The sequence below is a fragment of the Parvibaculum sp. genome (genome assembly GCF_019635935.1).
Classification (GTDB): domain Bacteria; phylum Pseudomonadota; class Alphaproteobacteria; order Parvibaculales; family Parvibaculaceae; genus Parvibaculum.
The window spans coordinates 3,396,150-3,409,631 of the sequence record NZ_JAHBYN010000001.1; the positions used below are offsets into that span (position 1 = coordinate 3,396,150).

10 protein-coding genes are annotated in these 13,482 nt (G+C 65.5%); 3 read left to right on the forward strand and 7 right to left on the reverse strand.

The annotated features are described in order from the left end of the window. Positions 1 to 11: 11 nt before the first annotated feature. From purF to alr, 6 genes are all read right to left on the reverse strand, one after another. Positions 12 to 1,535 (reverse strand): amidophosphoribosyltransferase, encoded by a 1,524-nt coding sequence (gene purF / locus KF719_RS16645; RefSeq protein ID WP_293510276.1) that lies wholly within the window; start codon positions 1,533 to 1,535, stop codon positions 12 to 14. Positions 1,536 to 1,562: 27 nt separating this feature from the next. Next, complete coding sequence (locus KF719_RS16650; RefSeq protein ID WP_293510277.1) at positions 1,563 to 2,204, reverse strand: CvpA family protein; 642 nt, start codon at positions 2,202 to 2,204, stop codon at positions 1,563 to 1,565. 149 nt (positions 2,205 to 2,353) lie between these two features. Continuing rightward, positions 2,354 to 3,751, reverse strand: coding sequence for a DNA repair protein RadA (radA, locus tag KF719_RS16655; protein WP_293510278.1), 1,398 nt, complete (start codon positions 3,749 to 3,751; stop codon positions 2,354 to 2,356). 91 nt (positions 3,752 to 3,842) lie between these two features. Next, the gene (locus KF719_RS16660; RefSeq protein WP_293510279.1) at positions 3,843 to 4,616 is read right to left on the reverse strand and encodes an ABC transporter ATP-binding protein; all 774 of its coding nucleotides are present in this window, start codon (positions 4,614 to 4,616) and stop codon (positions 3,843 to 3,845) included. 10 nt (positions 4,617 to 4,626) lie between these two features. Further along, positions 4,627 to 5,400, reverse strand: a complete 774-nt coding sequence (locus KF719_RS16665; protein WP_293510281.1) for an ABC transporter permease — start codon at positions 5,398 to 5,400, stop codon at positions 4,627 to 4,629. Continuing rightward, complete coding sequence (alr, locus tag KF719_RS16670; RefSeq protein ID WP_293510283.1) at positions 5,397 to 6,596, reverse strand: alanine racemase; 1,200 nt, start codon at positions 6,594 to 6,596, stop codon at positions 5,397 to 5,399. Before alr ends, KF719_RS16665 begins: the two co-directional genes overlap by 4 nt. A gap of 199 nt (positions 6,597 to 6,795) precedes the next feature. Here alr and KF719_RS16675 point away from each other — a divergent pair, with 199 nt between their 5' ends. From KF719_RS16675 to KF719_RS16685, 3 genes are all read left to right on the forward strand, one after another. Further along, positions 6,796 to 9,150 carry a PAS domain S-box protein gene (locus KF719_RS16675; RefSeq protein ID WP_293510285.1) on the forward strand — a complete coding sequence of 785 codons (2,355 nt, stop codon included), beginning with the start codon at positions 6,796 to 6,798 and terminating at the stop codon, positions 9,148 to 9,150. Positions 9,151 to 9,355: 205 nt separating this feature from the next. Then, entirely contained in the window at positions 9,356 to 11,383 is a 2,028-nt protein-coding gene (locus KF719_RS16680) for a sensor histidine kinase (protein WP_293510286.1), read from the forward strand. Between the two features lie 445 nt (positions 11,384 to 11,828). Next, positions 11,829 to 12,884: a hypothetical protein gene (locus KF719_RS16685; protein ID WP_293510288.1), complete on the forward strand. Its 1,056-nt coding sequence runs from the start codon at positions 11,829 to 11,831 to the stop codon at positions 12,882 to 12,884. Between the two features lie 168 nt (positions 12,885 to 13,052). On the opposite strand, the gene KF719_RS16690 is transcribed toward KF719_RS16685, so the two are convergent. Then, positions 13,053 to 13,343, reverse strand: coding sequence for a transcriptional regulator (locus KF719_RS16690; RefSeq protein ID WP_293510290.1), 291 nt, complete (start codon positions 13,341 to 13,343; stop codon positions 13,053 to 13,055). Between the last annotated feature and the right edge of the window lie 139 nt (positions 13,344 to 13,482).

Consider the following 13,482-nt stretch of genomic DNA (forward strand, 5'->3'; position numbering starts at 1 on the left):
ATTCGGGTTACTCAGGCTATTTCGGCGAGCAACGACAATTGCGTCGTTCGCTGCTCGCCATCGCGGTCGAGCAGCGGCGTCGGATAGTCGCCGGTGAAACAATGATCCGTCAGTTGCGGATGCTCCTGATCGCGATGGGAAAAGCCCATCGCGCGGTAGAGCCCGTCGACGGAGATGAAAGCGAGGCTGTCGACCCCGATATAGTTGCGCATCTCTTCGAGATCGTAATTTGCCGCCAGAAGCTGTTCGCGTTCCGGCGTGTCGATGCCGTAAAAGTCGGGATGCGTGATCGGCGGGCTGGCGATGCGCATATGCACCTCGCGCGCGCCCGCTTCATACATCATCTTGACGATCTTCACCGACGTCGTGCCGCGCACCACGCTGTCGTCGACAAGCACGATGCGCTTGCCGGCCACGATGGCGCGATTGGCATTGTGTTTCAGCTTCACGCCGAGCTGGCGGATATGTTGCGTCGGCTCGATGAAGGTCCGCCCCACATAATGGTTGCGGATGATGCCGAGTTCGAATGGGATGCCGGATTGCGCCGCAAAGCCGATGGCCGCCGGCACGCCCGAGTCCGGCACCGGGATCACCACATCGGCATCGACATAGGACTCGGTGGCGAGTTCCTGTCCCAGCCGCTTGCGCACATTGTAGACGCTCTTGCCGCCGACAATGCTGTCGGGCCGCGCGAAATAGATGTACTCGAACACGCAGGGCCGCACCTGCTGCGGCGGGAAAGGCCGGATCGATTCGATGCCGTCCTTGGTCGCAACAACGATCTCGCCGGGCTCGATTTCGCGCACGAACTCGGCCCCGATAATGTCGAGCGCCACCGTCTCCGAACAAAGGATCGGCGCACCCCCCAGTTTCCCCAAAATGAGCGGCCGGATGCCCAGCGGATCGCGCGCCCCGATCAGCTTCTTGTTGGTCAGCACGACCAGCGCATAGGCGCCCTGTATCTGCGACAGCGCATCGACGAAACGCTCCATCACGCGCGGCTTCCGGCTCTGCGCCACGAGTTGCAAGATGGTTTCGGTATCCGATGTCGACTGAAAGATGGCGCCGTTGCGCACCAGCTCGTTCCTGAGCGTGATGGCGTTGGTCAGGTTGCCGTTGTGGCAGACGGCGAAGCCGCCGCCATAAAGGTCCGCGAACAGCGGTTGCACATTGCGGAGCACCGTCTCGCCGGTCGTCGAATAGCGCACATGGCCGATCGCCATGTCGCCTTTCAACCGGTCGATGACCTTGGCCGACGAGAAATGGTCGCCGACCAGCCCGATCCGCCGCTCGGAATGAAAATGCTCGCCGTCATAGGCAACGATGCCCGCGGCCTCCTGCCCGCGATGCTGGAGCGCGTGGAGCCCCAGCGCCGTCAGCGCCGCGGCGTCGGGATGGCCGAACACGCCGAACACGCCGCATTCCTCGCGCGGGCGGTCGTCTTGCAGGTCGTCGTCGGTAAGGAAGGTCGGGGTGGGGGTCGGTTTTCGGGCCTCGGTCACAAAGGGGAAGCGAAGCTGCGTCTGCTCGTGCATCGCGCGGACTCCTAAAGGATTAGGCATCTACTCCCCGGTCGTGTTCTCGAAAAGCCGATCGAGCCCCCTCCGTTCGGACGGGTTATAGCCCGGTCCATCTGCATTGTCAGCGCCTGAATTGGCCGGTTCGCTCCGCGGTGCCGGGGCGGGTTGTCGCGCCGCCGGGGCCGTCTCGGCGGGTGCGCGTTCCGTCGTCGGCGCCAGCGAAAACAGCAGGCTTGCCGTGCTTTCGACGGTCGGCTTGAACTGCGCATCGCGGATCCAGTCCGGATGGTCGTCGGGATTGGGCACCAGCCAGACGAAGAAGAGATAGGCGACGGTGACGATCAGCAGGCCCCGCGCCAGCCCGAACAGGAACCCGAGCGTCCGGTCCATCAGCGAGGCCCGGTCGTGAATATCCATCAGCGCGCCCGACCAGCGCGCCGTCAGCGCCGCCACCAGCAGGTAGCCGGCCAGGAAAATCACCAGCGCCGCAATCACCGCGGCGAGCCAGGCCGAGGCGACGAATTTCGAGAAAAACGGCGCCACATAGGGAAACAGCCACAGCGCCGCCAGCGCGCCGGCCACCCAGGCCACGATCGACAGCATTTCGTTGGTGAAGCCGCGCAACAGCGCCAGCACACTCGAAACCAGCAGAACCCCGATGACGATCAGGTCGAACAGCGTCAAATCACTCTCCCGTTTTGGGACAGAAGCCTATCACATCTCGCGGGCGCGCTTCTGCGGCCCGCCGGAGCATTTTCCGGCCAAGTGGCCGCCGGTTGGCCGCAGAAAATGCGACAAAACCAAAAAACACCGATCCTGATCCAGCTATTGGATCAGGATCGAGTCGCCAGATGGGCTATTAGGCCCTGAAGGTCCGAAATTTCGGTGAACGCGAGGCCGCCCGAGGGCCGCGACCGGGCCGCCATGGCGGGCAGGATGGCCTTGGAAAACCCGAGCTTTTCCGCCTCTTTCAGCCTTGCCTCCATCTGGCTGACCGGCCGCACCGCGCCCGAAAGGCTGATTTCGCCGAAAATCACGCAATCGGACGGCAATGGTTGCCCCGTAACGGATGAAATCAGCGCCGCCGCCACCGCGAGGTCGGCCGCCGGCTCGTTGATTCGCAAACCCCCGGCAACGTTCAGATAGACGTCCTGGCCCGCCAGCGTCAGCCCGCAGCGCGCCTCCAGCACCGCCAGCACCATGGAGAGCCGCCCGCCGTCCCAGCCCACCACGGCCCGGCGCGGCGTGCCGAGCGCACTCTTGGCCACCAGCGCCTGGATTTCGACCAGCACCGGCCGCGTCCCCTCGATCCCGGCGAAAACCGCCGAGCCGCTGGTCTCGCCGTCGCGCTCGCCGAGGAAGAGGGCAGAGGGGTTCGGCACTTCGGCCAGCCCCTTTTCGCCCATCTCGAAAACGCCGATCTCGTTGGCGGGTCCGAAGCGGTTTTTCACCGCGCGCAGGATGCGGAACTGGTGCCCGCGCTCGCCCTCAAAATAGATCACCGCATCGACCATGTGCTCGACGACGCGCGGCCCGGCGATCTGTCCTTCCTTGGTCACATGCCCGACCAGGATGACGGCTGTCCCGTGTCGTTTCGCGAAGCGCACCAGCTCCTGCGCCGAGGCGCGCACCTGCGTCACCGTGCCGGGCGCGCTGTCCAGCGCTTCGGTCCACATGGTCTGAATGGAATCGATCACCACCGCACGGGGCGGCGTCCCGCTTTCGAGCGTGCCGAGAATATCCTTGAGGTTGGTCTCGGCGCCGAGCTGCACCGGCGCCTCGCCGAGCCCCAGCCGCCGCGCCCGCATCCTGACCTGCGCAATCGCCTCTTCGCCGGAGATATAAACGACGGCGCCGCCGCTTGCCTCACCCGGTCTCGCTGCCAGCGCCGCCATCGCCTGCAGCAGCAGCGTCGATTTGCCGATCCCCGGATCGCCGCCGATCAGCACCGCCGATCCCGGCACCAGCCCGCCGCCCGTCACCCGGTCGAACTCGGCCATGCCGGTGATGTGGCGCGGCGGGTCGGCCGTCTCGCCGCTCATCTCGACAAGCTCGATCCGCCGTCCCTTGCTCCGCCCGCCGGCCTTTGCCGGCCCCGCGCCGATGCCGCCCGTCGCGCCGGCTTCCTCGACAATGGTGTTCCATTCGCCGCACGCCTCGCAGCGCCCCGACCAGCGCGGATAGGCCGCGCCGCAGGACTGGCAAACGAAATTGCGCGATGCCTTGGCCATCTGATGTTCCGGGCCTCATTACAAAATGTCATCCCGGCGAAAGCCGGGATCCATGGGCGGCGCGTCGCCCCGCAGCGAACAGGGAATCCACCTAGGGCTTCAGCACATCCATGCCGATCGGCCCTTCGGCGCGCCCGTGAATGAACTGGTCGACATAATCGTTGCCGCTGTCGTCGATCCGGTCGCGCGGGCCTTCCCAGATGATCTTGCCCTTGTAGATCATCGCCACCCGGTCGGCGATCTTCCTGACGCTCGACATGTCATGCGTGATCGACAGCGTCGTCGCGCCGAGATCCTTTACCCGGTCGACGATCAGCTCGTTGATGACGTCGGCGGTGATCGGGTCGAGGCCGGTCGTCGGCTCGTCGAAGAAGATGATTTCCGGATCGGCGGCGATGGCGCGCGCCAGCCCGACGCGCTTCTGCATGCCGCCCGAAAGCTCGGCGGGGTAGAGCTCGCCGACTTCCGGCCCGAGCCCGACTTTCGCCAGCTTCTCGATGGCGATTTCCTTGGCGGCCTTGCGCTTCATGCGACGGCCCTGAATGAGGCCGAAGGCGACGTTCTCCCAGACGGCGAGACTGTCGAACAGCGCCGCGCCCTGAAACAGCATCCCGAATTTTCGCAGCACCGCCTCGCGCTGGCCGCTATCCATCTTCAGCACATTCTTGCCGTCGACGAATATCTCGCCGCGATCCGGCCGGATGATGCCGAGCACGCATTTGATCATCACCGACTTTCCGGTGCCCGATCCGCCGATGACGACGAGCGACTGGCCTTTCGGCACGGTAAGGTTGATGCCGTCCAGCACCACTTTCGAGCCGAAGCGCTTGTGGACGTTCCTGAGTTCGATTTTTGCGTCGCTCATTTCCGCCCCCTCAATTCGCAAACAGCAGCGACGTCATCACGTAGTTCGCCGCGAGGATGAGGATGGAGGCGGTGACGACCGCATTCGTCGTCGCGCGGCCCACGCCTTGCGCGCCGCCCTTCGAATTGAAGCCGTGGAAGCAGCCCATGGTGGCGATGATGAAGCCGAAAACGCCGGCCTTGATCAGGCCCGACATCACATCGTCGAACTTCAGAAAGTCGGCCGTGTTCTTGATATAGACGCCGGCGTTGAAATCGAGCGTCTGTGTGCCGACCACGAAGCCGCCCATGATGCCGATAATGTCGGCGACGAAAACCAGCAGCGGCAGCGTCAGCACGGCCGCGACGACGCGCGGCACGACGAGATATTTGTAGGGGTTGGTCGACAGCGTCGTCAGCGCGTCGATCTGTTCGGTCACGCGCATCGTCCCGAGTTCGGCCGCGATCGCCGCCGACACGCGCCCCGCCACCATCAGCCCGCCAAGCACCGGCCCCAGCTCGCGCGTGATGCCGAGCGCGACGATGGTCGCGACGATCGATTCCGAGTTGAACTCGTTGCCGCCGTAATAGATCTGCAAGGCCAGCGCGCCGCCCGTGAAGAAAGCGGTCAGCGCCACCACCGGCAGCGAGAAATAGCCGATCCGCATCATCTGCTGCGCGACCAGCCGCCAGAAGAAGGGCGGGCGGAAAATGTGGGAGACCGACTGCCAGATGAAAAGCGACAGCCGGCCGATTTCGGCAAGCAGCGCCAGCACGACCCGGCCGATAATCGCAAAGAAAGTCAAACCTGCCCTCCGGGCTTGCCGCTCAAGTTTTCGCCGCCGGTCAGGTAACGCCGCATGTACCGCCGCCCGAGGCTGGTGAGAATCTCGTAGCCGATGGTCCCGGCCCGGAGGCCCACATCGTCCACACTTATATGGGGGCCGATCAGCTCGGCCATGTCGCCGCGCTGGATGAACCCCTCCGGAACGGCGCTCACATCGACCGCCATCATATCCATCGAGACTCGCCCCGCGACCGGCACAGTGTACCCCGCAATATGCACATGTCCGCCCTTTTCTTGGGTTTTTTCGTCCGATCGGCGGCTGAGCGCCCGGAAATAGCCGTCGGCATAGCCGGCCGAAAGCACCGCGATGCGGGCCGGCGCCGCCGCTGCCCATGTGGCGCTGTAGCCGACCGCGTCGCCGGCCTCGAGCGTCCTGACCGCCAGCACCCGCGCCTCGACCGTCACCGCCGGGCGGAACGGATTGGCCGCGCCCGTCAGCGGGTTGCCGCCGTAAAGCCCGACGCCCGGCCGCATCAGGTCGAAATGATAATCGGGCCCGAGAAACACCCCCGGCGAATTGGCAAGGCTCGCCCGCGCGCCCGGAAAGCGGTTGGCAAGCATGGCGCGCATCTCGCGGAAGCGCCCGAGCTGTTCGGCATTGCGCGGGTTCGCGGCGTCGTCGGCGCAGGCGAGGTGGCTCATCACGAGCCGCACATCGATCCCCTCGCTGAGTGCCGCGTCTTCGGCCAGCGCCGCTGCGTCGGTCGCGCTCATGCCGAGCCGGTTGAGCCCGCTGTCGAAATGCAGCGCCGCCGGCAGGCGCGTGCCGCCGCGCTTCGCCGCATCGCGCCACTCGGCCACTTCCGCCATCGAGGCAAGGCAGGGCGCAAGCCCCGCTTCGCGGTAGAGCGCCTCCGCGCCGGGAAAGAGCCCGTTCAGCACATAAATGGCGACGCCCGGCAGTAGCGCGCGCAGCGCCGCGCCCTCATGGGCGTCGGCGACGAAAAAGCACCCGCAGCCCTCTTCGGCGAGCCGCCGCGCCACCGGCGCCATGCCGAGCCCATAGGCATCCGCCTTGACGACCGCCCCCGCTTCGGCGCCCGGCGCCGCCGCCCGGACCGCGCGCCAGTTCGCCGCCACCGCGCCGAGATCGACGGTCAACACGCCGCCCGCCGCGGCAATCTCGGTCGCGCTGCTGATTTCTCGTACGTCCATGTTGGGAAAGGCGCTCTCATTCATCCGGCTGCGGGCATCATACGCGAACACCGTGCCGGCGAAACCCGCCGCCGCTGCCTGAAACGGAGAATTTCTTTACCGGTGGTGGCCTAATCTGAATGCTGAATGCCGCTTGACGCCGGTGCGGGCGTCGGGACGGCGTGTGGGTTGAGTGCGTTTTGTTGAGTGCGATTCAGAGATGGACATCGACGGCAAGGACAATGCGTGCGGCAAGGCACGGAGGGCGGCCACGCTTCCCCTGTCGCTGTCGAACGACGCCGCCCGCTCAATGTTCGGGCGCCTCTTCGAGGCGGCCGGCGATGTCATCCTGATTTTCGACGCTGAGGGCCGCATCGAGGCGGCCAATCCGGCACTGGAACGGATACTCGGCTATGCCCCCGACGAAGTGCGCGGCCTGCCGCTGGGCACGTTGCTGGTCGACGAGCAGCGAAGCGACATCGAAACCGTCATCGCCAACTATGCCCCGCAATCCGAACACGTCTTTGTCGGCAAGGGCGCGCGCGAAATTCCGGTGCGGACAAAAGCCGGCGAAGAGCGCTTCTTCGAAATCGTTGTCGAGGAAATCGGCGGCGGCCCCATGTTCCTCGTCATCGGCCGCGACGTCACCGAGCGCCGCCGCCGCGACGACAGCTTGCGCAGCAGCGAGGCGATGCTGCGCGCGCTGGTTGCATTCGGAACCGACATCGCAACGGTCGTCGGTCCGGATGGCACCATCCTTTTCGAAAGCCCCTTCACCAAGAACATTCTCGGCTATGCCGACGACGATCTGGCGGGCCGCAACGCGCTCGACTTCATCGATCCCGACGATCGGCCGCGCGTCGAGGCCGCCCTTGTCTCGATCCTGGCCGAAGCCGGCAGCCGCACCGAACTGGAAGCGCGCTTCCGCCACAGGGACGGCACCCCGCGCACCCTCCATCTGACCGGCACCAATTGCCTCGAACATCCCGCGATCGGCGGCATCGTCGTCAACGCGCGCGACGTCACCGAGCGCGTCGCGGCCGAGGAAGCGCGCGAGACCAGCGACCGCCGGCTGCGCCAGGCGCAGAAGGCCGCGCGCATGGCGGTCTGGGACATCCACCTGCCGACCGGGCGGATGTCCTGGAGCGTCGAGTCCGGCCTGCTGTTCGGCATTGAGGCCGAGAAGCGCGTCGCGGACCAGGATCAGTTCTTCCGGCATGTGCACCGCGACGATCGCGCCGGCTTTCACGTCGCGCTGGCGCGGGCGGTCGAAACCCGGGCCGAGAGCTTCACCCATGAATTTCGCATCCGCGCCGCCGATGGCCGTTTCCTGCATGTCCGCGCCCATGGCGGCTGCATCATGGGCGACGATGGCGCGCCGCTCTGGCTGGCCGGCGTGGCGCAGGACGTCACCGACTATTGCGTCGCCCTCGAAACCCTGCGCCGGAACGAAGCGCGCCTGACCGAAGCGCAGCGCATGGCGAAATTCGGTCATTGGGAACTCGACTTCTTGAGCCGGGAATTGACCTGGACCGACGAAGTCTACGAGATATTTGGCCTCGACCCGGCGCGTTTCGCCCCCACTTACGAGACTTTTCTGGCAGCGGTCCATCCCGACGACCGCGACCTCATCAATTCGGCCTACACAAGATCGCTGGACGATCGCACGCCTTACATCGTCACCCACCGCCTGCGCATGGCCGACGGCGCCGTCAAATGGGTCGAGGAGCGTTGCGCCACCGAATTCGATGGCCAGGGCAACCCGCTGGTGTCCAGCGGCACCATCCAGGACATCACCGAGCGCAAGCTGACCGAACTGGCCGTCATCGCGGCGCGCGACGAGGCGGTGCTGGCCAACCGCGCCAAGTCGGAATTCCTGGCCAACATGAGCCATGAGTTGCGCACGCCGCTGAATGCGATCCTGGGCTTTTCCGAAATGATGCAGCGCGAGGTCTTCGGCCCCCTCGGCGTACCGAAATACCGCGAATATGTCGCCGACATCCTGAAAAGCGGCCGCCATCTTCTCGATGTGCTGAGCGACATCATGGACGTCTCGCGCGTCGAGGCCGGCAAGATCGAATTCGAGCCCGGTGAGTTGTCGGTCGCCCAGCTGGCCGATGCCTGCAAGGTGATCGTCGGCGGCCGCATCCGCGAGAAGCGGCAGCGTTTCTCGGTGACGATCCGGAAGGGCGCCCGCACGATCCATGCCGATCCGCGTCTTGCCAAGCAGATTCTGCTCAACCTGATCTCGAACGCGATCAAGTTCACCCCCGATGCCGGCCGCATCGAACTGACCGCACGGCGCACCCGCGCCGGCGAGATCGCGCTCTCGGTCGCCGATACCGGCATCGGCATCGCGCCGAACGATATCGCCCGCGTCGTCGAACCCTTTGTCCGCGCCGAGGGCGCGCTGGCCCGCACCCATGAAGGCACCGGCCTCGGCCTGGCGCTGTCGAAATCCTTCATCGAACTCCATGGCGGCCGCCTCGAAGTCGAAAGCCGCCTCGGCAAGGGCACCACCGTCACCGTCTACTTCCCGCCGCCCGCGCAAGCCCGACACGGCGCCGCCGCCTGAGCGCGAAACCGCGCCATTCGCACGCCTCATGGTTAATGCGCACCGCCGCCCGCATCCCTCCGCCGAAGCAACTCCTTAACAGTGTTGGCCGATACTTGCAGGGCCCTCGGAGCCTCTTGCGATGTATCGACAATCGACCCGGAATCGGCAGGCAATACACATCGTCGCTGCGCTTCTCATGGGCGCGGCGGTGTGGGCCGCTGGCATGGGCCCCGCCGCATCGCGCGAAGCCGTCGCATCGCCGTCCACCGCCGGCATCGCTTCGGGCAAGAACCTCTCGCTTGCCGCCGGCTGGACCGTCTATCGCGACGCCGTCGTGCCCGCCGCGCGCTTCGCCGCCGGCTGCGGACTTTCCTTCGACGGCCTCGAAGCGCGCGCCGTCGCGCTTCCCGATGTCTGGGGTCCGGCGCTCACCGCCGATGTCGCCACCGGCCACGGCGCCGCCACCTATTGCCTCGACCTTGCCCTCCCTCAGACCTCGCAGATCCTCGGCCTCGCGATGGGCACCACGCGCTCGGTCTATTCGATCTATGCGGTGTCGGCGGAGCCGGGCGGCGCGGCGCATGTCCAGCTCCTGCATCGCAATGGCGATCCGGCCCATGCCGAGCGCCTCGTTCCCGTCAATCCCACCGCGCCCGTCATTGCCCTGCCATACGATCTGCGGCAATTCCGCCTCGTCGTGCAACTGGCCAACCACGTCCACAAGCAGGGCGGCATCGTCGATGTGCCCGAGATCGGTTTCCTGCAGCAGATGGATTCGATGCAGCGCCGCGCCAGCGCCTTGCCCACGGCGCTCGCGCTGGTGCTTGTCCTTGTCGCCGTCGCCACGCTGGTCGTCGGCCGCTCCTCCAGCTATTTCAACGGCCATCTGATCTTCGCCGCGCTCTGCGGCGCCTCGGCGCTGCGCGTCTTCCTTGTCAGCAATCTGATCTGGGACTATCTGCCCGCCTTTCCGGAGGCGCGGAAATACGATCTCGAATATCTCTCCCTCTTCCTGATCGCACCGGCCTACTACGCCTTCATCTGCTACCTCTTCCGCGAGGGCAGGGTGATCTGGATCGACAAGCTGGTCTATGCCGTCTCCGCCGTCTTCTGCCTGTTCGCCCTTCTTGCCGCGCCGCTGATGGCGCCCGGAACGATCACGCTGCTGCGCGAGCCTTTCCAGCTCCTCTGGGCCGTTATCACCGTCGTCGTCGGGATCACGATCCTCAAGGCGTTGCTGACGGAACGGGAAGCGAGGCCGGACGCGCTGATTGTCCTGATCGCCGGCCTTGCAACCTTCGGCTACGAAGTTCTTTCGAGCATGAAGATCATTCATTCGTCGATGGAGCTTTCCAATCTTTTGATCGTCTTCGTCACCACGCTCCACATCCGCGCCTTCATGCTGAAATACCGGCGCGTCGAAGGCGAACGCGACACGCTGCACCGGAATCTCCACGAGGCGAATGCGGTTCTCGAGGCGCGCGCGGCGGAACTCTCCCGCGCGCTGCGCCTCGCCGAACAGGCATCGCAGGCGAAGTCGGAATTCCTCGCCACCATGAGCCACGAGCTTCGCACGCCCCTGAACGCCATCATCGGCTTTTCCGAAATGATGAAGCACGAAATGTTCGGACCGCTCGGCAACGGAAAATATGCGGACTACGCGACGGACATCAACGAGAGCGGCACCCATCTCCTCGATCTCGTCAGCGACATCCTCGACATTTCCCGCGTCGAATCCGGCACCGACACGCTCCACGAAGAGGAAGTCGGCGTCGAGAACGTCGCCCGTCAGGTGCTCGACACGATGCGGCTGAAAGCCGACCGGGCGGGCGTCGCCTGCCGCATCGAGGCGCCGGCCGGCCTGCCGCCGGTCCGCGCCGACGAACGCAAGATCAGGCAGATCGTCGCCAATCTTGTCGGCAACGCGATCAAGTTCAACGTCCCCGGCGGCACGGTCGCGGTGAGGCTCGGCCACGATGCGGATGGTTTCAGCATCGCCGTTTCCGACACCGGCATCGGCATCGCGCGCGACGACCTCCCCAGGGCGCTCTCCCGCTTCGGCCAGGTCGAGGGCCATCTCAGCCGCACCTATGACGGCCTCGGCCTCGGCCTCTCGATCGTGCAGTCCCTGACCGGCCAGCACGACGGCCGCTTCGCCATCGAAAGCGAACCCGGCCTCGGCACCACGGTCACCGTCACCTTGCCCCCCGATCGCTGCCTCGAAACAAACCTCGCCGCCGCCGCCGGGTGAGGCAGTTGCAAGACAGCATCTCCCCCGCTTTCCCTCTCCCCGCTGGGGAGAGGGAGGGAGACGCCGCAGGCGTCGGAAGGGTGAGGGGCTTCTGAGTTGCGACTATCCTCGGCATCCCAAAAATAAAAATGTCACCCCGGCGTTCGCCGGGATGACACCGGAGGGGAGGAGGGGCAGGGGGCAAACCCCAAATCGTCATTGCGAGCGAAGCGAAGCAATCCAGAACCGATTGAGGCACGGGACAACCGTCATGCAACGCCGCCTCTGCGTGAGTCCTTCCTTCGCGCCTTCGCGTGAAAACCCTTCTCTTCTTCGCGCCTTCGCGTGAAATCTCTTCTCTTCGCCGCGCCGCCCGGCATGCCATCGCAGGCTTGGCACAGCGAAATTGCACACACGCGTCTTTTCCCTAATATGCGCCCGTCATAAACGCGAAAGGGCAGGGCTGATGGCGGGTTCGGAAAAGACGGGGCACGGCGCCGACGGCGAAGGACGCAAGGGCGGCTTGCCGCTTTGGGCGAAGATACTGGCCGTGCCTGCCCTTCTTGTGCCGCTCTACGGCGCGATCGTGGCGACCGATGCGGTCCCCGCGCTTCATCCAGGTGTGATCTTTGCGAGCGGTCCCGTCATCGACGCCAGTTCGCTCGAGGCCCTCGAGCGCTCCATCTTTCAAATCGTCGCCGCGCTGCCGGAGGAGGAACAGGAGGAATTCCAGACCATCTTCACTTACCTGAGCTGGAAGGGCATCGATCGTGCGAGCGGCGAGAGGCCCGACTACCTGGCCCGGTTCGCGCCCTGGCACGGCTACACCGGCGCGCGCCTGGTCGCCCGCCACCGCGCCGCCCATCGGGCCGAAGTCGCGGCGATGGAGGCCGCATATGCGCGCGATGCCGAGGCGGCGCGCCTCGCCAATGTCGAGCGCGGCCGGGGTGAAGTGCGCCGCCTCGAGGCCGAGATCGCCCGCGAGCCGGAAATCCGCGCCATGCTCGCCAAGGTGGACGTCGCCTTGACCCGCTTCAGCGGCCATCAGAACCGGCTGGCGGCGCGGCTTCCCGATCACATGCCGGACTACAGGGAATTTTATGTCGACGCCGATATCGTGCTCACCAACCGGACCGGGCTCGACCTTGGCCTGGTGCGGGTCGAGTTCGAACTGTTCGACCGCAAGGATGGGTCGCGGCTGTCACGGGATCTTGTGTATCTCGATTTCATCGGTCTGGGCGATCGCTTCGATCCCGAGATGGATCGGATCGTCCGTGTCGGCGGCGGCAGCCTCGCCAACGGCCAGACGCGGCGGATCAATGTGCCGGACCTCTTTTATACGCGGGATCATTTCACGGGCCGGGTGCCGACCTCCGCCGAATTGACGAGCAACATGAGACTGAGCGCCGGCACCGTTGTGCTGGAAGACGCCGCGAGCCGGAACGCCTACACCCTGAGTGCGGTGGAAGATGCCCGCCGCGAACTGGCCGAATGGCAGACCTATCTCGAGAGGGGTTACTGAAGAGGCCGGCATGGCGCGTCGCGCGTCACCGCGCCTCACCACCCCCACCATCGTCATTGCCGGGCCCTCCTTAATACTCAAGGAGTCCGGCAATCCAGAAGGCGCATCAGCGCGGTCTCTCTTCGCAAAAATCTTTCTCCGCGGCTCCGCGTCTCCGCGTGAAACCCCTTAAACCTCCTTCAACGCCCGCTTCGCCGCCTGCAGCTCGCGATCGATCACGCGCAGCAGCATCCGGCTCGGCTGGTCGGGCGCGCGGCAGCCCGGTTCCCAGTCGCGCAGCGTGCCGACGGGAATCTTGAACGTCTCCAAAAATTCCTTCTGCGTCATCCCGAGCCGCCCGCGCATCGCCTTGACGTCGATCTCGGCCGGAATATGCACCCGTGCGCCAACAGCCTTGCCACGCGAAAAGGTGAGGGCCTCTTTCAAGCCCTGCTTGATGTCGTGTCCAACCTCACTCACATCGGCTTCCTGCAACTCGGAACCAGCACGTTGATCATTTGCCTGAACTCCGCCTTCTCGCTGGGCGCAATGTCGGCCTTCTCGTTCATGCTATAGGCCGCCAGCAGGAAGAACTTTCCTCTTAACTGGGGCGTCGGCT